This window comes from Shewanella oneidensis MR-1 (assembly GCF_000146165.2).
In the GTDB taxonomy this organism is placed as follows: Bacteria; Pseudomonadota; Gammaproteobacteria; order Enterobacterales; family Shewanellaceae; genus Shewanella; species Shewanella oneidensis.
In genome coordinates, this window is record NC_004347.2 from 114,231 (window position 1) to 134,370 (window position 20,140).

General features: G+C 47.7%; 19 protein-coding genes, 1 tRNA gene and 1 pseudogene. 12 read left to right on the plus strand and 9 right to left on the minus strand.

Annotated features, from left to right (window positions below; genetic code table 11):
* Positions 1 to 7 precede the first annotated feature (7 nt).
* Entirely contained in the window at positions 8 to 1,429 is a 1,422-nt protein-coding gene (selA, locus tag SO_RS00510; protein ID WP_011070513.1) for an L-seryl-tRNA(Sec) selenium transferase, read from the plus strand.
* Between the two features lie 2 nt (positions 1,430 to 1,431).
* A pseudogene (gene selB / locus SO_RS23475) lies at positions 1,432 to 3,249 on the plus strand (selenocysteine-specific translation elongation factor); the annotation flags it as partial.
* A gap of 69 nt (positions 3,250 to 3,318) precedes the next feature.
* Here selB and SO_RS00520 read toward each other — a convergent pair.
* Positions 3,319 to 3,413, minus strand: a tRNA-Sec gene (locus SO_RS00520).
* Positions 3,414 to 3,554: 141 nt separating this feature from the next.
* Between SO_RS00520 and fdhD the strand changes: the two genes are divergently transcribed.
* The 3 genes from fdhD (at position 3,555) to yedF (ending at position 5,964) form a co-directional block, all read left to right on the plus strand.
* The gene (gene fdhD / locus SO_RS00525; protein WP_011070515.1) at positions 3,555 to 4,391 is read left to right on the plus strand and encodes a formate dehydrogenase accessory sulfurtransferase FdhD; all 837 of its coding nucleotides are present in this window, start codon (positions 3,555 to 3,557) and stop codon (positions 4,389 to 4,391) included.
* Between the two features lie 125 nt (positions 4,392 to 4,516).
* Positions 4,517 to 5,731 (plus strand): selenium metabolism membrane protein YedE/FdhT, encoded by a 1,215-nt coding sequence (gene yedE / locus SO_RS00530; RefSeq protein ID WP_011070516.1) that lies wholly within the window; start codon positions 4,517 to 4,519, stop codon positions 5,729 to 5,731.
* Positions 5,731 to 5,964 carry a sulfurtransferase-like selenium metabolism protein YedF gene (gene yedF, locus SO_RS00535; protein ID WP_011070517.1) on the plus strand — a complete coding sequence of 78 codons (234 nt, stop codon included), beginning with the start codon at positions 5,731 to 5,733 and terminating at the stop codon, positions 5,962 to 5,964. Before yedE ends, yedF begins: the two co-directional genes overlap by 1 nt.
* Before the next feature lie 92 nt (positions 5,965 to 6,056).
* Here yedF and SO_RS00540 read toward each other — a convergent pair whose 3' ends face one another.
* Positions 6,057 to 7,400 carry a M48 family metallopeptidase gene (locus SO_RS00540; protein WP_011070518.1) on the minus strand — a complete coding sequence of 448 codons (1,344 nt, stop codon included), beginning with the start codon at positions 7,398 to 7,400 and terminating at the stop codon, positions 6,057 to 6,059.
* Positions 7,401 to 7,515: 115 nt separating this feature from the next.
* Complete coding sequence (locus SO_RS00545) at positions 7,516 to 8,130, minus strand: hypothetical protein (RefSeq protein WP_011070519.1); 615 nt, start codon at positions 8,128 to 8,130, stop codon at positions 7,516 to 7,518.
* A gap of 281 nt (positions 8,131 to 8,411) precedes the next feature.
* Between SO_RS00545 and SO_RS00550 the strand changes: the two genes are divergently transcribed.
* The gene (locus tag SO_RS00550; protein WP_011070520.1) at positions 8,412 to 9,035 is read left to right on the plus strand and encodes an MliC family protein; all 624 of its coding nucleotides are present in this window, start codon (positions 8,412 to 8,414) and stop codon (positions 9,033 to 9,035) included.
* On the opposite strand, the gene SO_RS00555 is transcribed toward SO_RS00550, so the two are convergent.
* Together SO_RS00555 and SO_RS00560 are read right to left on the minus strand one after the other, a co-directional pair.
* The gene (locus SO_RS00555) at positions 9,036 to 10,040 is read right to left on the minus strand and encodes a DUF481 domain-containing protein (protein ID WP_238560538.1); all 1,005 of its coding nucleotides are present in this window, start codon (positions 10,038 to 10,040) and stop codon (positions 9,036 to 9,038) included.
* A 123-nt stretch (positions 10,041 to 10,163) separates the two neighbouring features.
* Complete coding sequence (locus SO_RS00560; RefSeq protein WP_011070522.1) at positions 10,164 to 10,775, minus strand: DUF3157 family protein; 612 nt, start codon at positions 10,773 to 10,775, stop codon at positions 10,164 to 10,166.
* Positions 10,776 to 11,094: 319 nt separating this feature from the next.
* Here SO_RS00560 and SO_RS00565 point away from each other — a divergent pair, with 319 nt between their 5' ends.
* The 4 genes from SO_RS00565 (at position 11,095) to SO_RS00580 (ending at position 15,402) form a co-directional block, all read left to right on the plus strand.
* Positions 11,095 to 12,072, plus strand: a complete 978-nt coding sequence (locus tag SO_RS00565) for a transposase (protein WP_011070523.1) — start codon at positions 11,095 to 11,097, stop codon at positions 12,070 to 12,072.
* Between the two features lie 178 nt (positions 12,073 to 12,250).
* Positions 12,251 to 13,228: a transposase gene (locus SO_RS00570; protein ID WP_011070524.1), complete on the plus strand. Its 978-nt coding sequence runs from the start codon at positions 12,251 to 12,253 to the stop codon at positions 13,226 to 13,228.
* A gap of 648 nt (positions 13,229 to 13,876) precedes the next feature.
* The gene (locus SO_RS00575; protein ID WP_011070525.1) at positions 13,877 to 14,749 is read left to right on the plus strand and encodes a hypothetical protein; all 873 of its coding nucleotides are present in this window, start codon (positions 13,877 to 13,879) and stop codon (positions 14,747 to 14,749) included.
* A 260-nt stretch (positions 14,750 to 15,009) separates the two neighbouring features.
* Positions 15,010 to 15,402 carry a DUF1090 domain-containing protein gene (locus SO_RS00580; RefSeq protein WP_011070526.1) on the plus strand — a complete coding sequence of 131 codons (393 nt, stop codon included), beginning with the start codon at positions 15,010 to 15,012 and terminating at the stop codon, positions 15,400 to 15,402.
* A 17-nt stretch (positions 15,403 to 15,419) separates the two neighbouring features.
* Here SO_RS00580 and SO_RS00585 read toward each other — a convergent pair whose 3' ends face one another.
* Positions 15,420 to 15,998 (minus strand): hypothetical protein, encoded by a 579-nt coding sequence (locus SO_RS00585; protein WP_011070527.1) that lies wholly within the window; start codon positions 15,996 to 15,998, stop codon positions 15,420 to 15,422.
* A 208-nt stretch (positions 15,999 to 16,206) separates the two neighbouring features.
* Here SO_RS00585 and SO_RS00590 point away from each other — a divergent pair, with 208 nt between their 5' ends.
* Positions 16,207 to 17,475, plus strand: coding sequence for a mechanosensitive ion channel family protein (locus SO_RS00590; RefSeq protein ID WP_011070528.1), 1,269 nt, complete (start codon positions 16,207 to 16,209; stop codon positions 17,473 to 17,475).
* Here SO_RS00590 and SO_RS00595 read toward each other — a convergent pair.
* Together SO_RS00595 and SO_RS00600 are read right to left on the minus strand one after the other, a co-directional pair.
* On the minus strand, positions 17,472 to 18,095 hold the full coding sequence (locus SO_RS00595) for a LysE family translocator (RefSeq protein ID WP_011070529.1): 624 nt from the start codon (positions 18,093 to 18,095) through the stop codon (positions 17,472 to 17,474). The genes SO_RS00590 and SO_RS00595 overlap by 4 nt on opposite strands.
* A gap of 26 nt (positions 18,096 to 18,121) precedes the next feature.
* The gene (locus tag SO_RS00600; RefSeq protein WP_011070530.1) at positions 18,122 to 18,682 is read right to left on the minus strand and encodes a lysophospholipid acyltransferase family protein; all 561 of its coding nucleotides are present in this window, start codon (positions 18,680 to 18,682) and stop codon (positions 18,122 to 18,124) included.
* A gap of 127 nt (positions 18,683 to 18,809) precedes the next feature.
* Between SO_RS00600 and SO_RS00605 the strand changes: the two genes are divergently transcribed.
* Positions 18,810 to 19,259 carry a YybH family protein gene (locus SO_RS00605; RefSeq protein WP_011070531.1) on the plus strand — a complete coding sequence of 150 codons (450 nt, stop codon included), beginning with the start codon at positions 18,810 to 18,812 and terminating at the stop codon, positions 19,257 to 19,259.
* A gap of 21 nt (positions 19,260 to 19,280) precedes the next feature.
* On the opposite strand, the gene SO_RS00610 is transcribed toward SO_RS00605, so the two are convergent.
* Positions 19,281 to 20,081 (minus strand): NRDE family protein, encoded by an 801-nt coding sequence (locus SO_RS00610; RefSeq protein WP_011070532.1) that lies wholly within the window; start codon positions 20,079 to 20,081, stop codon positions 19,281 to 19,283.
* Positions 20,082 to 20,140 lie beyond the last annotated feature (59 nt).

The window sequence follows — 20,140 nt, forward strand, 5'->3', positions numbered from 1 at the left end:
GATACAAATGATGACCCAAGTACCCGATACACCCCAAGCCCTGTACCGCGCGCTGCCTTCGATGGACAGTCTGCTCGCCGATGCGGTGTTAGCGCCCTTGCTGCAACGCTATGGTAAAGCGGCAGTAAAAGCGGCGTTGGATAGTCAGTTACGCACGGCGCGTGAGCTGATAGCCCAGGAGCGGCGTTTACCTGCTTGGTGTGCTAACCCGTCGTTACTAAACGGATATTTGGTTGATCAGTTGTCAAAGGACTATAGCCATAGTCTAAAACCCGTATGGAACCTCACCGGTACCATTTTGCATACCAATCTTGGTCGTGCACAACAGTCTGAGGCGGCCATTCGTGCGGTAACCTCTGTGATGCGTTATCCCACGCCGCTGGAATTTGAATTAGCCGCCGGTGAGCGTGGCCATAGGGATAATGCCATTAGTGGGTTAATCCAACGTCTGACTGGGGCAGAAGCTTGCTGCGTGGTGAATAACAACGCCGCCGCTGTGTTGCTGATGTTGTCGGCGGTAGCGGCGGGTAAAGAAGTGATCGTCTCCCGCGGTGAGCTGGTGGAAATTGGCGGCGCATTTCGCATTCCAGACATTATGCGCCAAGCGGGCTGCACCTTAGTCGAGGTCGGCAGTACTAATCGTACTCACCTTAAGGACTATGAGCAGGCGATAACCGAGAATACCGCCGCCATTATGAAGGTGCATACCAGCAACTATCATATCAGTGGTTTTACCGCCGCAGTGGAGGAGGCTAGGCTGGGTCAGTTATGCCGTGAGCGTGGCATATTACTCATTTCGGATCTTGGCAGCGGTTCACTTACTGATCTGCGCCGCTTTGGTCTAAAACAAGAACCGACCCCCCAAGCTATGCTGGCGGATGGTGTCGATTTAGTGAGCTTCTCCGGCGATAAACTCCTCGGCGGCCCGCAATCGGGCTTGATTGTCGGTAAACAGGCGTTAATTAACAAGCTTCAAAGTCATCCGCTAAAGCGTGCATTGCGCTGCGATAAGCTGATTCTCGCGGCGCTCGAGGCAACGCTGATCCACTATCTCAACCCCGAAACCTTAGACAAAGAACTGCCAATTATGGCCAAATTTGCCCGCAGCCAAGCAGAGTTGCGCCAAATCGGTGAGCGCCTGCAGCAAGCCTTAGCGCCGCTGTTTACCCCGAGCTATGGCCTTGAGTTAGTCGAGTGCCAAACTCAAGTCGGTAGCGGTTCGCAGCCAGATACCTTTTTGCCCTCAATCGGCCTGTGCTTTAACGCGCAAGAGGGTGGCAGTTTAACGCTGCTCGAGCAGCATTTTAAGCAGGCGCAGCGCCCTGTGATTGGTCGAATGACCCAAGATCAACTTCGCCTCGACCTGCGCGGTATCGATGATGAGGCCGAATTATTGGCCGAACTCAGCACCTTAGGTGTGCAGCTATGATTATGGTCACTGCGGGCCATGTCGACCACGGTAAGAGCACGCTCATCCGTGCCTTGACGGGCATGAACACCGACAGGCTCCCCGAAGAAAAACGCCGTGGCATGACTATCGATCTCGGCTACGCTTTTATGCCACTGCGAGATGGCACTCGACTGGCTTTTATCGATGTCCCCGGCCATGAAAAATTCATCAATAACATGCTGGTGGGCGTGAGTCATGTGCGCCACGCGCTGCTGGTGTTGGCCTGTGACGACGGGGTGATGCCACAAACCCGCGAGCATCTGCAAATCCTCGCCCTCTTACCGCTCAATAGTTTGACCTTAGTGCTGACCAAGCGGGATTTGGTCGATGACCAAACCGCCGCCAAGTTGGCTTCAGAGGGAATAACGCTGCTGGCAGAATACGGTATTGAGGCCAGTGGCGTATTTGAGGTCTGCGCTAGTGATGCAGGTGATGCGGGGGTAGAAACCCTTAAACAACATATTTTGGATATTGCCGAGCAGCAATCGACCCAAGCGGAAGATGCCAGCAGTTTTAGGATGACGCTCGATCGCGCCTTTAGCGTTAAAGGTGTGGGCTGTGTGGTTACTGGCACTGTGATTAGCGGCAGTGTGTGTGTTGGCGATAGCCTCTACAGCTCAGGGCAAAAGGCGAAATTACGGGTGCGCGGCATTCACTGCCAAGGGATGGAAGTCCATAGAGCCTTAAGTGGCACTCGGGTCGCTTTGAATCTTACCGGTGTTGATAACCACAGAGCACCTGCCCGCGGTGATTGGTTAAGCAGTCTGCCTCAGGCTGATTTGTGCGCTAGACCTGTAGTACACATTCGCAGTTTTGAACCCTTAACCCATTGGCAAAATGTTCATTGTCACCACGGCGCCGACCACACCTTAGGGCGAGTATCGCTTCTGGATGAGGCCGATGGGCAGGGGCGTTATCTGGCCGAAATTGTGCTCGATAAACCGCTGCTGCTATGTCAGGACGACCCGATAGTGCTCAGGCATATTGGCGGCAAGCAAACGCTGGGCGCTGGGCGGGTGCTGGCATTAAAAGTTTCCAATCGTAAAAAGCGTACGCCTGAGCGTGTCAGTAAGCTGCAACAGCTGGCTCAGCTCACCAATCCGGTGAATGTGCTGGCGCTACTCGGCCAGAGTGAGGCGCTCAGTATTGATGAAATCCGTTGGCGCTGGCAGCTAACCGATGAAGGGCTTGCCGCCATGTTAGCGCAGGCGGGGCTGACTCGGATTGGCGCCTACGGGCTATCGACTCAGTTGCTTGAGCAAGAAAAACAGCAGTTTATCGATCTGTTACGTGAATATCACCAAGAGCATCCCGACCAATTAGGGCTGGGGCGCAATCGTCTGCAACGTATGAGTCATAGCGTATTGCCTAGCGAGCTTGCCAATAAGGTGCTCGATAGCCTCTGCCAAGAGGGGCAGATGGCGCTGCGCGGTGCCTTGTTACAGCTGGCGGATCACAGGATTGTCCTCGATAGCGAGGCGCAGCAGTGCTGGCAGCGTTTAGCCCCTTGGCTGGCGCAGCAAACGTCCCCTGTGTGGGTGACTGAGATGGGGGAATATCTGGATCTCGAGCCCGCCAAACTTCGATTGCTGTGCTTTCAACTGGTGCAACAGGGCTTTATTACCGCGGTGGTGAAGGACAGGTATCTGCTGAGTGAGCAGCTGTGCCACTACGCCAATCTAGTGCGAGAACATGTGGACACCCACGGTAAGCTCGAAACCGCAGAGTTTAAAGACATGATTGGCCTTGGCCGTAAGGTAAGCATTCAATTACTGGAGTTTTTTGACCGCAGCGGTTTTACCCGCAGGAAGTTTCGCAGCAACAGTCGGGAAATTCGGGATGGGGAACTGTTTTATTCCCATGAGAATTGGCGGAAGAACATAGGAGTCGAACCTACCCAGGACTGCTGGCAGCCCTACCCGGATTTGAAATCCGGACGCCTCACCGGAGACGACGTTCTTCCAATAGAAGACAACTTGATAGTAGAAAATGTGTAAACCTGAATCAAGTGCATTCGTATTTCGTTAGTCGCTTTGTGACTTAAGTCGTGTTTCATAAGTAAACCAATTGTTTTTATTTGAATTTATGAGTTTAGAGGGGCGCTATGGAATATCATTCACATACTGTGGTCACGGAAAGAAAAGTGACCCTTTTAGAGCAGGGACAGGCATCGGATCTGACCGATTATGTCGCCAACGAGGTGCGTGTGGCACTGGTGTACAACGGCATTTCCCACACTGTGATGTTAGCCAGTCCCGAAAACCTCGAAGAGTTCGCCATTGGCTTTACCTTGTCGGAGCGGATTGTTTCCCATGTGAATGAAATCAAAGGTGTGGATCTTGAGTTCACTCCCGAAGGCGTGCTCATTCAAGTGGAAATCACCCAAAGATGTTTTATGGCGCTTAAGCAGCTGCGGCGTAATATGGCGGGGCGGACTGGCTGTGGACTCTGTGGCGTTGCCCAGCTTGAAGAAGCGGTAAAACCCGTGATCCGCGTTGACTCGGATGCCAGATTTAATATCGATCATCTCCAGTTTGCCCTCGAGCAAGTCAAAGATAATCAGCATCACTTTAAGCTCACAGGGGCGACCCATGCTGCCATGGGTTTAGATCTAGAGGGACAGATTATCGCCGCCTATGAGGACATTGGTCGGCACATTGCACTGGATAAATTAATCGGTGGATGCTCAATGCGGCACGCTAAGCGACCTGTGGCCGTATTGCTTACCAGCCGTGCCAGTTTCGAAATGGTGCAAAAGGCCGCCAGTGCCAATATCCAAATTCTGTTTGCTATGTCCGCCGTGACTTCACTGGCGTTGGAATTAGCAGAGAAAAGCAACATCACGCTTATCGGTTTTTGTCGTAACGGCAGAGCCACGCTTTACACCCATGGCTATCGGCTATTGGGGCTGAATCGTGCCAGCTTAGCGAAAGCCATTTAAGCGTGCCGCTACACAATTAAGACTCTTCAGCGCCTTATTTTTTTAAGGGATTGTGCCTTGCTTGTGTGGCAACAGGTATAAGCTTTGCGCTTATTTTTTATAGTCTCGTTCATTAGGGTAATGACATGACATGGCAACAATTTAAACAACAATATTTGGTTCGTTTTTGGGCTCCTATGCCTGCGGTCATCGCCGCCGGTATCCTTTCTACTTACTATTTTGGCTTAACAGGCACCTTCTGGGCCGTCACGGGGGAATTTACTCGCTGGGGTGGGCATTTGCTGCAATTGGTGGGCGCCAACCCTGAAACTTGGGGTTATTTCAAGGTGATAGGTTTGCAAGGCTCTCCCTTAGACCGTATCGACGGCATGATGATCATCGGTATGTTTGGTGGTTGTATTGCGGCGGCGCTCTGGGCCAATAACGTTAAACTGCGTATGCCACAGAGCCGTATCCGCATCGCTCAGGCGTTAATTGGCGGCATTATTGCCGGCTTTGGCGCTCGCTTGGCGATGGGCTGTAACTTAGCGGCTTTCTTTACTGGTATTCCGCAGTTTTCCTTACACGCATGGTTTTTTGCCCTCGCGACGGCGGCGGGTTCGTACTTTGGTGCGCGCTTTACGCTATTACCCATGTTCCGCATTCCGGTGAAATTGAAGAAAGTCGATAAAGCGTCTTCGGTCAAACAGGATGAAAACCAAGCCAGACTGCGTTTTCGCATCGGCATGTTAGTGTTCGCAGCCATTATTGGTTGGGGATTATTAACCATGTTCAATGCGCCTAAGCTGGGTATCGCCATGCTCTGCGGTGTGGGTTTTGGTCTGTTGATTGAGCGGGCGCAAATCTGCTTTACCTCGGCATTTCGCGATATGTGGATCACCGGACGCACCCATATGGCCAAGGCGATTATTCTCGGTATGGCGGTGAGTGCCATCGGGATTTATAGCTATGTGCAATTAGGTGTGCCACCCAAAATCATGTGGGCTGGTCCGAATGCGGTGATTGGTGGCCTGTTGTTTGGATTTGGCATTGTACTGGCTGGTGGCTGTGAGACAGGTTGGATGTACCGTGCCGTTGAAGGTCAAGTACATTTCTGGTGGGTTGGCTTAGGTAACGTGCTCGGTTCAACCCTGCTGGCCTATTACTGGGATGACTTGGCTCAACCCTTAGCGACCAACTGGGACAAGGTTAACCTGCTCACCAGCTTTGGCGATAAAGGTGGCTTATTAGTGACCTATTTGCTGCTGGCATTGTCGTTTGCGGCCATGTTGCTGTGGGAAAAACGTTTCTTTGCCCGTAAGGCAAAGCGGGATGAACAATTGATCGCGGAGGCGGCGTAATGAGTCAATATATTCCAGATTATCAACTCGATATGGTAGGTGAGCCTTGCCCTTATCCAGCCGTCGCCACCCTTGAAGCGATGCCGACACTGAAACCGGGGGAAATATTAGAAGTGATCAGTGACTGCCCACAGTCAATCAACAACATTCCACTCGATGCTAAGAATCATGGCTACAAGGTGTTAGAGATTGAGCAAAATGGTCCAACGATTCGTTATCTGATCCAGCGCTAGTCTTATCCAACATTCAGTGTGGCTTGATTGGTTTTTTAAATAAAATAATCACAACACAGTAAAAAGCGCTGCATTAGCAGCGCTTTTGGTTTTTAGCCTTGGCAGTCGGCAGGCAGATATTCGTCGGGAATGCCGTTACTGCTACATACCCAAGTGACATTATCCTGCTCGTCGACTTGTGGCGATAGGTACACCTCATAGCCTTGATAATCTCCGAGAGCTTCGCCTGTGACAAAGCCAACAATTCCATCGGTATAGAGGTTGAAGGTTGACAGTTGCTCATCGGTTAATCCAAGTACTTCTAGCTCTGTCGGCCACCCTTTAGTGTTTTGATAGTATTTAGTGAGTACGTCGGTTATTGGCACTAATGATTGATGTAACTGGTCGATATGCTCGATAGCCAATGCGGCATCGGGGACGCTAGCGGGCTCAGTGTCCATTTGCGGTGTACTGCTGGAATTGTTGGCATCATCATAGTTAATGCTGGCTGCGCCCACTTTCTCTTGGTATTCCTTATAGGCGGGAATGGCGACCGCTGCGGCCACACCGATAATCGCCGCAAGGATGATAATCCCGCCGCCTGCTGTGCCCATACGTGGCGTAAACAGGCTAATAATATAGGCAAACACACTGCGAGAAGGCGCTGAATAGTCTTTGCCCTGTGCTTTGGCGCGCACTCTTGCCATTCGTTTAGTCAGCCAAGGATAGCTGCTATTGAGTTCGTGGAAGGACATCCAGAAGCCACTCGATTCTTGGGTTTGGCGAATATATTGATCGACATTCATCCGTTTCCACTGCTCAACCCCTGCGGCGAGTACGGCAACCGCATTGGTGGCTGAACGTAAGCTGTTGCAGCAGCGTAGGCCGTGTAAATCGCAGGTATACTCACAGGCGCGGGCATAGGCTGCACCGATTAATGGCAGCCAAGTAGCGAACACTAACAGCGGTTCTTTGCCAATATGGTTACGGCGAATATGGCCCAGCTCATGGCCTATATAGAAGTTTATCGCGTCTTTATCCGACTCAAGTGCATCCACTATCGATGAAAACAGCACTATATAGTTGCGGCGTAAAAAGCGGGTAGCGAGGGCGTTTAACATGCCGTCGGCGGCTAACAGGTAAGCGCGGGGCGCTTCTTTAATCTCCAAACGCTTGCAGCAGGCGAGGTATTGCTTATGTAAATCAGGGAACTGCTCAGGGCTGATTTCAACCGCGGTACCTTTGAGGTAGCTGATAAACGCCGAGTGGGTGAATAGGTAGATAATAAAAAACATCAGCACATAAATCAGGGCGAGACCTTTAGTGGCTATGATCAGCACGGCCCAAATCAGTCCTGAAATAATCGCTAAAATCGTGAAGAGTGTCTTTTCCTTCGAATAGACAGTGTCGGCCATTTGAATAGGGTTGTCGTTCCCTGTGTTAACCACTTGTTCCATGTTGATCCTTCTCCTAGTGAAATAACAAATCGGCGTGAAAATAGTCAATTTCACTAGGAAATACAATCTCTATAATAGGGATTACCTATAATTTAGTGTTTTTAATTTAAGATAATTAGGGCGCGAGTGTCGCATCGCCACGTTTAATCGTGTTTTGTGCCAGCTCGAACACCTGCTTTTCGGCCACATTGGCTAACTCTTGCTGAACTTGGCCAAGTTGTTCCATCTCTTGACCGAGTACATCCATCGATGTGCCTAAGTTCTCTATTTGTGAGTTGGCCTCAGCGTCTTTTTCTCCCGTGGCCAGATTAAGGATTAGTTGACTGGTTTGCTCGCTAATGGCATCACCTTGTTGTTGCATTTGTTCACCTAGACGCTGCATCTTTTCGCCCTGAAGCTGCATGGGGCGCACGGCCTCTTTGACTTGGTTTACTAAGTCTTGCTTGGTGATTACATAGGCTTTACCCGCGGTTTTGACCCAAAGGTAGTTTGTTTTATAGGGATTACCTTGGCTTTTGAGTTTATTCCAATCTTGACTCTGGCCTGAACCAATGGTCATCTCACCATCTTGATGCACATAAATCCAAGAAAAATCTGGGTAATTTTGACTATTTACCGAAATGTTGGTTTCGGCTGAACTTTGAGTGCTCGTTTGCTGGGTTGCCCATATGCCGCAGGGGATGAGTGCGATAATCAATAAACTACCGAATAATTTTGTACGAGTGTCCATAATGCTTCCTTTATCAATGAGCGTTGGTGATTAGTGCACCTGACTAGGCAGGATATGTGCCAAAAAAATTATGTTTATTTTTCAAATAAATAATAATTGTGTCCGCAGGTGGAAGCTCAATGTGTCCGTAGTATTGTCCGCTGTGCGGACACTTTGGAGGTAAATCTTGGGATTGCACTACACTTAGTCGAAAATGACTTTGTCGGAAAATGACTTAGTCAGCTTAGGTTAAGCTGAGATAGCGTTAGCTAGGGGCAACAAATCGCGAGGGAGTGACAGTAATGAAGTTAACCAAGATCATAAATATTCAAGTTTTAGGGGTTGCGGGTGTTTTAGCAACGGCCTTATGTCTGCCTGCTATTGCAGCAGAGTCGCCTTCCTTTGACTGTGGTAAAGTGCAGGCGGGTAGCATCGAAGAGATGGTGTGTCGGGATGCGGGCTTAATTAAGTTAGATAGGCAATTGGCGGATGTTTATGCTAAGGCCACTGAAAAAGCTAAGAATGAGCAGCCCCCTGTACTCAAAGCAATGCAACGTGGCTGGGTAAAAGGTCGTAATGAATGTTGGAAGAGTGAAGATAAACGCACCTGCGTTGAATCGAGTTACCAAACTCGGATTGCACAGTTACAGGCGCAATATCGCCTCGTTGAAATGACTGGCCCCGTGTTTTATACCTGTGATGGAAATCCTGCGAATGAAGTTGTGGTCAGTTATTTTAAAACTGAGCCAGCGACCCTGATTGCCGAGCGTGGCGATCAAACGTCGCTGATGTTTATCCAGCGCAGCGCCAGTGGCGCGAAATATCAGGGCCAAAATGAGAGTCTGTGGGAGCACCATGGTGAAGCGAGAATCGTTTGGGGATATGAAACGCCAGAAATGACCTGTAAGGTCAAAACACCTAAATGATTAAAAGTTAACACCCAAGCCAAGGTTGTAGGTCGTATTTTGTGTATGGCGCACGGAGGACATAGTTTCACTAATGTCATACTTAAATGAGAGGTAAATCTGTTGTGTTAACAGGTATTTAAGTCCAAGTGTGACATCAGAAATATAGTCAATGGTTGGCGTATCTGGAAAGGCGATTTGGAGATCGGCATAGGTCTCCAACACGCCATCAAACCAATATTGCTTGTAGTTGATTGTGGTCGCCCAAGCATTGAGTTGATAGGTAAATATTTGACTATCTATCCAAAAATGGTTGTAAGTGACAACAAAGTCGAGTTTATCTCGTCCTACCCCCCAAAAACGATAACCCGGCCCGAGCGCGGCGTAATAATTGCGGATAGAAGTGTCGAGTCTATCTTCGTGAAAATAATCTTCTTGGCGCAATAACCAATGTTCACTGATGAGATAGTCAAGGCTGTAGTGAGCTTCAAGCGTATTGCGTTTAGTGGTTTTGTCTTCGGTCTCATAGCGAACCTCATTTTTGAGGTTATGGCGCCATTGTAAGGTTTCGGCGGTAAGATCACTTTTGGCATGAAGTTTTTGGGTATTTTTAGTGTTGCTAGTGACATCAATTGCGGCCTCAACGCTGCCACTATAGCGCCACTCAGAGTCGCTTTTACGATCCGAATACACCAGTTCACTAATGGGTGTTTGTCGATTGTTAACCAGCACAAACCCATCGAGATCGGAGGATCGAATACTCACATTTTGCAGTGTGCGATTGATGCTCCAATGTTGATTGTGGTTGGTTTCAAAGCTTTTAATCGCACTGCGCTCTATGGATATTTTTGGGGAATAACTGGGTTTTATGACCAAGTGTTCTTCGTCAAAGCTTTTAATTTCGCCAGTGATTTTATCGCCATTTCTCAGTAGCACGCTATCCGCAAGACTTTGTCCACTTAAGCCCGTCAATAGCATGGCCATACATAACTTAGGATTGGGATTTGGCATTTGCGGTTGGCTCAAAAATAAACGGTCTCAAAGATTCTGGCATTCTAGCTTATATCACGGCTAGTAAGGCAATAGCGTTAAGGGGAGATTGTAAGGAATTGACAGGAAGCCTATCAACTCCTTACCTTGATCATATGATCAACGGGATTCGATTTCAGTGATTTTGAGATTGAGCAGTTGCTTCTGCCAACGATTTTTATCCACGCCTTCGATCCAAATCACGCGGCTTTTACGTTGCTCACCTTTACGTAGATAGGTTTCTGGCATGCGGAAAATGGCTTTCCAGACGCCCAGTTTTTCGGTTTTGAGCAGTGAGCCGTCATCGGCAAAAAAGCTGGTCTCCACCTCGACCAAAGTCACATGCTCACCGCTGGTACTGGCGAGTTCGAAGGTCAGGCCGAGTTTGTTACCCTTCCACTGGCTATCGGTAAAGCTGACTTTAATGCCGTCTTTGGCGGTAGATCCTAAAAGCTCAGGTCTAGCGATGGCATTGGCGGTAAGGGTGGTTACTGGCGCGACTGCCACTGCGGCTGTGTTCGTGTTTACAATGTTGGTGCTAGGGGCTGCAGCGACAGCTACGGGCATCTCAGCGGCTTTAGTCTCTGTGATGATATATTCCCAGGTAAAGTCATCTTTTAGTCTGACTTGAGCGCCATTTTCAAGGGTGATTATCGCCACATCGGCTGCCATCACTGAAGATGAGAGCAATAAGAGTGAGCTAAGTGCGCTAAGGCGAAATGAGGTTTGCATTGATTTTCTGGCTCCGGTATTCATCTGAGTCAACATTCTGCCTAACATAAACAATTTGCAGCATAGTAGTCACTGCCAAAGTCGCGTTTTGATGAATAAAGCGGATTAGTCTGGACTTAGCCAGTTCTGATCTATATCAGGATGCAATCAGAACAGATAGGTTGAGTTAACTTACTTTTGCCCCGAAATGAGTTAGCAAGTTGTTAGTAGCGTCGCAACAAACGGACTTTGAAATTGGCAAAACTGGACACCCATTCTTAATAGCGCAGTAGCTAACCTCTGACTATGCTTTGGTTAAGCATTAAACAAGGAGGTTTGTATGCCGCGCCCTCGCAGAACCCTGATAAGCCTTGAAGACACCCCCTATTACCATTGCTGTAGCCGCGTTGTTCGCCGGGCATTTTTATGTGGCGATGATGCCTATTCGGGGAAAAATTATGACCATCGCCGCGCTTGGGTAGAATCGCTACTGTTTGAACTTGAAGCAGTTTTTTCTATTGATGTGGCAGCGTTTGCGGTGATGTCGAATCATCTGCATCTGGTGCTTAGGGTCGATATTGACAGTGCCAATGGTTGGACTGACCGCGAAGTGCTTGAGCAATGGCATAAGTTGTTTAAAGGCGATGAATTAACGCAAAAATTCGCCAGAGGTGAATTGGTTGAAGCCCATGAGGTCAACCGATTAAAACATTCAATCGCCATTTACCGCAGCCGTTTGTGCGATATTAGCTGGTTTATGCGCTGCTTAAATGAACCTATCGCAAGGCAAGCAAATCAAGAAGATAACTGCACAGGTCGGTTCTGGGAGGGGCGGTTCAAATCCCAAGCCCTACTCGATGACGCCGCAGTATTAGCCTGTATGACTTATGTGGATTTAAATCCCATTAGAGCACAACTCGCTGATACACCAGAACAATCCGACCATACCAGTATTCAGCTACGTATTCGGGCTGCATTAAAAGGTGAGCAGCCCAGCAACCTACTGCCTTTTATTGGTAACGAGTGCGACAACCAACCCAATGGCATTGCGTTTTCATTGATGGATTACCTTCAATTGGTGGATGATACCGGCCGAATTATTCGCAATGATAAACGTGGATACATCAGCGAAAGTAGCGCCAAGATACTGAACAGATTAAATATCCCCCATGACAATTGGCTCAAGCTGACCACCGAGTTTGGCAAACTATTTCATGGTCCAGTAGGCACCTTGCAAGAACTGACGGATTACTGCGAACATCTTGAAAAGCGACGACGGCACTTTGCGGCAAGCTGCCAGCATTTTCACCGCAACTGACAACTGCTTATATCACTTCGAAAATAACCCTTGCTGAGTATCTCCTAAGAACTGGGATGATTTACCTCGTCTAAAATGCTCCATTTTTTAAGTAAGGCAAAACTGGACACCCAGCCTTAATGGCGCGGTAGTCAACCTCCAACTATGCTTTGGCTAAGCATTGAACAAGGAGGTTTGTATGCCGCGCCCTCGCCGAACTCAGATAAGCCTTGAAGACACGCCTTATTACCATTGCTGTAGCCGCGTTGTTCGCCGGGCATTTTTATGTGGCGATGATGCCTATTCGGGGAAAAATTATGACCATCGCCGCGCTTGGGTAGAATCGCTACTGTTTGAACTTGAAGCAGTTTTTTCTATTGATGTGGCAGCGTTTGCGGTGATGTCGAATCATCTACATGTGGTGCTGCGGGTGGATATCGACAGTGCAAATCGTTGGACTGACCGTGAAGTACTAGAGCAGTGGCATAAGTTGTTTAAAGGCGATGAATTAACGCAAAAATTCGCCAGAGGTGAATTGGTTGAAGCCCATGAGGTCAACCGATTAAAACATTCAATCGCCATTTACCGCAGCCGTTTGTGCGATATTAGCTGGTTTATGCGCTGCTTAAATGAACCTATCGCAAGGCAAGCAAATCAAGAAGATAACTGCACAGGTCGGTTCTGGGAGGGGCGGTTCAAATCCCAAGCCCTACTCGATGACGCCGCAGTATTAGCCTGTATGACTTATGTGGATTTAAATCCGATTAGAGCACAACTCGCTGATACACCAGAACAATCCGACCATACCAGTATTCAGCGACGTATTTGGGCTGCATTAAAAGGTGAGCAGCCCAGCAACCTACTGCCTTTTATTGGTAACGAGTGCGACAACCAACCCAATGGCATTGCGTTTTCATTGATGGATTACCTTCAATTGGTGGATGATACTGGCCGAATTATTCGCAATGATAAACGTGGATACATCAACGAAAGTAGCGCCAAGATACTGAACAGATTAAATATCCCCCATGACAATTGGCTCAAGCTGACAACCGAGTTTGGCAAGCTATTTCATGGCCCAGTAGGAACTTTGCAAGAGCTGACCGACTACTGCGAACATCTTGAAAAGCGAAGACGGCACTTTGCGTCAAGCTGCCAGCACTTTAACTGTAACTGACAACTGCTTATATCACTTCGAAAGTAACCTTTGCAGAACACCTCCCAAGCACTATGGGATGACTTACCTCGTCTGAAATACACCATTTTTGAAGGAATTAGCGCAATTCATTGTCTTACATGCAGTCCCTACGACTGTTGATGGTACTTTTTTAAACAATGTTAACTTTTACAAGTTGTAGGTAAACGGAAAGTGCATTATGTTGTTGATTTAAAATGGGTGGCCGGATTTATTCTTGATGACTCTCATTCAAGCCGCATTAGCCAAGGCAGGTTGTAGGCAAACCGAAAGTGCATTATGTTATTGATTTAAAATGGGTGGCCGGATTTAATGAAGCTGCCAGCACTTGCGCTGCAACTGACAACGACTTATATAACTTCGAAAATAACCCTTGCTGAGTATCTCCTAAGAACTGGGATGATTTACCTCGTCTGAAATACATCATTTTTTAATGAATTAGTGCTATTTTTTGCCTCAGAAGCTGCCCCTACGGCTTTTGATGACTCTCATTTAAGCAATTTTAACTCGTACAAGTTGTAGACAAATCGAAAGTGCATTATGTTGTTGATCTAAAATGGATGGCCGGATTTACCTTGGCCGGATTTACCTTGCATGCGCATAAATACTAAGACGTTAGGTTACTGAACAATGACTGATACCACGTACCAATTTGCGAACTACTTAGCGGTATTTATCGACCTTTTGGGGCATCGGGATCTGTATGACAAGATTGCAGAAATTCCGCCGGATGGCAGCGAGGAACTGTCCGAGTTCACCTCAAACGTCGTAGAGTTTATCCGGTCAATCGAATATCTTTCAAAAGATGTAGAGAACTACTTCACTGGCCATGATTCTCATGAATCAGATCTGCCGTGGCCGGAAGAGTTGGCGGAATTTCGGGCGAAGATGAAGAACCGAATCTGTAAAGTGCAGCGGTTCTCTGATGGGCTTGTAATTTTTGTTCCACTCAAGACTGATGAGACACATTTTCCAATTGGCTCTGTGTACAAAGCTCTAGGAGCAGCAGCAATGTTGATCTTGGGCTCATTGGCAAAAGGATCACCTGTAAGGGGTGGTATTGCTATTGGAGGTGGTATTGAACTTACCGACGGCGAACTTTTTGGGCCAGTTGTGGGTCGAGCCTACGAGGCGGAAAGCAAAATTGCTCAATATCCCCGCATTGTTGTTCATCCGTCCGTGGCTAAATATGTTGAAACTCATGCAGCAATTAGTGAACCCAAAACCAATGAAGAAAAATATCTAAAATTGATGGGAAGCATTTGTTCAGAGATGATTTCCCATGACGTCGATGGTGTGCAAGTTCTTCATTATTTGGGAGATGCCCTGTGGGGTGGCATATTAAGCAACGGTGGGCTTCCATTGCTGGAGAAAGCAAGAGAATTTGCGGCAACTCAATTGTTGATTCATCAGAATGAGGGGAACAGTAAATTGGCAATACGTTATTTGTTGCTCAACAGTTATCTTACTGGCAATGGCCCCGAGGCTTCTGGTGAGCAGTAACCTAACAAGTCGCTGCAGGTGACGTTTGACCCGCTACCCATTTTTGCTTCCGCAAAACAGGCATTGCCTCAAACGCACCTAAGCTCAGGCGTTACCCATAGAAATGTTAATCTGAAACTCACTAATTAGGGCTAGAAGTTTAACTCGGAAATGTCCCAAAGTGAGTTGTGTGCTTTTGAGTGGAGGTTGTACGATTAAGTCACACTCAATAATCAAAACAGTCAGTTCGTGTATGACTTAGTGCACTTGAGGAGAGTAAAATGCTCATCAAATATCATACTTATATATTGGTTTTTGGCTTGGTTTTTAGTGGTCTAGCTTGGGCTGATGAACTCGCTACAACGGGCTGTGCTGCCAAATTAGCGACTATTAACGCTGAGCTTGCCGAGGCTAAGGCGGCTGGTAATCAGCATAAAGTGGCTGGACTTGAAAAAGCCTATGCAGAGGTTGTTAACCATTGTGCTGATGACCGTTTAGCGGTCGAACGTTTAGCCAAGGTTGAGGCTTTAGAAGTTAAATTAGCCGAGCGCCAACATGAGCTTACCGAAGCGATTGCTGATGGTAAGCCTATGGATAAAATTAATAAAAAACGCCAAAAAATTGCAGAAGTCGAATCTGAGCTTGCTAAGGTGCGAGCGGAACTTACGCAATAAGTTCAGGCACTTTCGGTTTACCCCGCGTATCCTATGCTAAAAATGGTCGATTCAGTGCTGGAGTTATAGCCAGCACTGAGAATGATATGCTCTGTGATGCGGTATCTAAGGCCTGCTTCTGCGCCCCATTGAGTGGTTTTATCTTCTTCCCACGTGGGTTTACCATCGACAATTCGGGGTGAAATATTGTTGGTATAAGCTGTGGTGCTGATATAGGCACTGCCACCTACATAAAAGCTTAAGTCAGCCGTTAAACTGTAGCTTAACCCCAAGCGCCAAAGGCTTTCTTGCCGATGGGATAGTGCGGGTTCTGGCACTGGAATATCGGTTTCACGGCTGCGAGCATAACCAAGGTAATAACCCCATCGCTGGTAATCATCATCAAAATGATAAGGCGCAAAGGTGATTCCGTAGAGATTATCTGTTGCTGGAACGTAATCGAGCATCAGGGCGACATAGGGAGTATTGGTCGTTTCATCTGATTTATTTGGCACAATCAGATTCGTCGTAGTGTTATATTCTGTTGCCTGTAATGGTTGGCATAGACCTAGTAGTCCAATGCTAAGATAGGCGAACTTTGATGAATGGCGATACATGGGATAGCTTCTTTGGCAACAGGTTGATTATTGTTCATATTCTTTTGTGTGTGGTCAATTCAAAAATGCTAAAATCTCTTTTAAAATAAATGGTTGTGAATTTATTGTGTGTTAAATTGAGCGTTTTTGAAAGGGAATTTAACTGAAGGTTACTCGGTCGTCATCTTTGTATGGTTTTGTTGCGTTAGCGCCTAAGTTGGAGTGAATTGTGGATCAGGAAATACGGCTCGAAATTTCGACATGGTTAACGGGCTTGGGAATTGATAGCCAACCATCCGACGGTGTATCAACTAGCATTATGCTGCTTGCTTGTGTACTGGTGGCGGCAATCTCCTATTTTATTATGCACCGTGGGGTGATCCGCGCGGTCAATATGGTGATCCTGCGCTCTAGAGTGACGTGGGACGATGTATTTATGCGCTACAAAGTGCTCGAAAAGTTGGCGATGTTAGTGCCCGCTATCGTGCTCAATCTGCTGGTGCCTATCACGTTAACCGAACATCCCGTACTCAGCAGTTTAGTTGACCGCTTACTGAGCATTTGGTTGGTGATCTTGATGATCCGCGCTATCTACGCGGGGCTGGATGCCGTCAATGAAATCTCTGATATCAATGAGGTGAGTCGCCGCCTGCCGGTTAAAAGCTTTGTGCAGTTGTTTAAGTTGTTCCTATTCTTTGTCGGCCTTATCGTTTGCCTTTCTGTGTTGGCCGATCAGTCCCCCGTGTACTTCCTCAGCGGACTTGGTGTAGCAACCGGTTTTGTGATGTTAGTGTTCCGCGACACGATTTTGGGTTTTGTGGCGGGGATTCAGTTAGCGGCGAACCGTATGGTAAGCAAGGGCGACTGGATCCAAATGGATAAGTACGGCGCCGATGGTGCGGTGGAGGAGGTGTCCTTAACTACAGTTAAAGTGCGTAACTGGGATAAGACCATCACCATGATCCCCGCCTATGCCCTAGTTTCGGATGCTTTTCGTAACTGGCGTGGCATGTCCGAATCGGGCGGGCGTCGTATTAAGCGTGCGGTCAATATCGATATTAATAGCATCAAATTTTTAACTGAAAATGATCGGAAGCGCCTCAGTAAAATCAATTGCTTAAAAGAGTATTTCCCCGCCAAGATCAGCGAGATCCAAGCGTCGAACGCCAAAGTGTCAGATCTGGATATGATGGTCAATGGTCGCCATCTGACCAACGTAGGAACCTTCCGTGCCTATCTGCAGGAATATCTACAGCGCCACGATAAAGTGCACAAAGATATGACCCTAATGGTACGCCAGCTAGCACCGACCACCGAGGGTCTACCGATTGAGGTTTATATCTTTACCAATGATACCCGCTGGGCTTTTTATGAGGCGATACAAGCGGATATCTTCGACCATATCTTTGCCGTACTGCCTGAGTTTGGTTTACAGGCCTTCCAAGCGCCGACGGGCAACGATATCCGCAGTCTCAAATCGGTTAAGGTCGAGGGTTAGTCTCGACTGACTAGAATCGCGGCGAGGGTGAGAAACACGCCGCCGCTGGTGCGGTCAAACCAATGCAATTTGTTGCTGGCCTTAAGACTAGGAGCCAGCACATTTGCCATTGAGGCGTAGATCATCACAAAGCTAAAGTCGACGAGCGCCCAAGTCAGGGCAAGTATCGTCAATTGCGGTAATTGTGGCGCGGTTAAATCGATAAATTGTGGGAATAAAGCTGCAAAAAACAGCAAGTCTTTGGGATTGCTGATCCCAACTAAAAATGCTTGTTTAAAGAGTTGCTTAAGTGTGCCTTTCCCTTCTGTTTTAACGACTTCTAGCGTTTGCCCTTGCTGTTTTGTTAGCAATAATTTGATGCCCAAAAACACCAGATAGGCGGCGCCACACCATTTGAGTATGGTAAAGCCGTATTCTGAGGCGCTGATAATCGCACCTAAACCTGCAGCCGAGGCCGCCATTAAGATCAGTGCGGCGCTGACACTGCCAAGTCCGGTGGCAATACTGCGTTTTTTACCAAAATGTATACCGTGGGACATCGACAACATCGCAATCGGTCCGGGGGAAATCCCAATCAATACAATTGCAAAAAAATAGAGTAGCCAAGTTTCAGTTTGCATCTTCTGCTCCGTTATACATTAGGGAATTAGCGTTTGTTGTCGGGCATATAATCAGGGATCGTTTTAGGATGGCGACCCTTAATACTGCGGTAGAAGCTTAAAATCTCCGCCATATCTTTTTCTATATCAACTGGTTGTAGAGGTGAGCGGATCACCACTGCTTTACAGGCGAAATCTAAGCCCACGGGGACGATAGGGACCTGCGCCTTAGCCGCAATATGGTAAAAACCACATTTCCAACGCCTGACGGGGCTACGGGTGCCTTCGGGGGCGAGTGCCAGTTTATACTCGGACTGGGTAGTAAACAGCTGCACCACGGAATCGACCAAGTTATTGTTTTTACGCCTATCGACTGGGCTACCGCCGATAGCTCGGAAGAACCAACCCCAGGGCGGAATAAACAATTGATGCTTACCAAGGAAGTGGATGCGCGTATTTAATGCACCACGAGCGAGGACACCAATGATAAAGTCCCAGTTGCTAGTGTGTGGTGCAACAATCACAATATATTTGGCTTGAGTGGGGAGCTCTCCTTGAATTCGCCAGCCTGAAATGTTTAGTAGCCAGCGGCATAAACGTGTAAACATAATGTGGTGCTCAGAGTCGAAAAATTAATAATATCATCAGCTTTTTTTAATTATAAATCGGCTTAGATAAGATAGTCTGGGCCGAATAGATATAATACAGTCTACCTGATTGTGAGGGAGCGATACTATGTTGCGACAGGGATTGATAAGAAAACATATTTTGCAGTGCCTTACGGCGATATTGCTGCTATTTGTTGGGCAGGTGAGCGCGGTGCCAACCGATGATATTGTCCAACTGCTAAAAGGTCAGGAGGAAGCCTGGAATCGAGGCGATCTTGACGCTTATATGCAAGGTTATTGGCAAAATGAGCAGCTTATGCTCATCTCAAACGGTAAATTTCGCAACGGCTGGGACGAAACCCTTGCTGCCTATAAGAAGAATTACCCGGATAAAGAGTCATTGGGTGAGCTGAAGTTCACGATTAAAGAAATCAAAATGCTCAGCAACTATGCCGCTATGGTGGTTGGACGTTGGGATTTAAAACGGTTAAAGGACACTCCAACAGGGGTATTTACCCTGCTGGTGGAAAAAATCGATGACCGTTGGGTGATCACTATGGACCACAGTTCAGACTGAAGTTAATCTCTGACCGATAAGCTAAAAAACCACTAAACAGTCTGGCTCTGGCGGTAATTGGGGCGGTAGGGTGAAGTGGAAATCCTGTTGTCCCAGACGCCGACCCTTACCATCGTATCTCACCTCGGTGAACTGAATTTCCCCTTGGGCATTTTGTAGCAAAATGCTGGTGGATCGGGTGCCATAATCGGGGTGACGAATATAAATCGCGGCTAAACGGCGCTTCCATTCTAGCCCCACACCAGTGTCGGGTAACTCATTATCCTGTGGCTGTGAATCATCCTGCATCAGCTTGATGAGCGACTCGACTTCAAGCTGTGCCGATTGTTGGATTAGGGCTTCGAGTGAGCGCTGACCTTTGGCCATTTTGGGCCAAACATCATCCATTGCCCCATTGCTAATAGCATGAAATCCTTGGGTTAACTTTACCGTCTCCCGCCTAATACTATTAAAACAGTACAGATTGGTGCCTTGGCCAAAGACTAAGTTGAAGGGTTGATAATCTTGTGCGTGCTCCACAAGCCAGTTAGGGCAGATAAGCGAGCCAGAATTTAATGCCTGAATGACGAGTTCGCCGCGGCTACGCATGGGTTCTTGGTTTTTTTGCGCGACTCTTAAGTTGGTCACCCCTGCAAGTTGACCTTGTGTATTCACTCCAAACCAAGTACCGCCCGCCTGTAAGTCTTTTCCCGCGAGCATATTGCGCTCAGGCGGCCAAAATTGCGCTGGTGCCGTGGGTCTGTGGTGAAACTCATCCCGATTCGCACAAATAATCAAGGGATACTGGGGATGAGCATTAAGCGCGATGAAGAGTATGCACATAGCAGGCTAAGTTTTTCCTAGGATAGGATTAACTTAGCCTGTCTGTCGCCAAATGAACA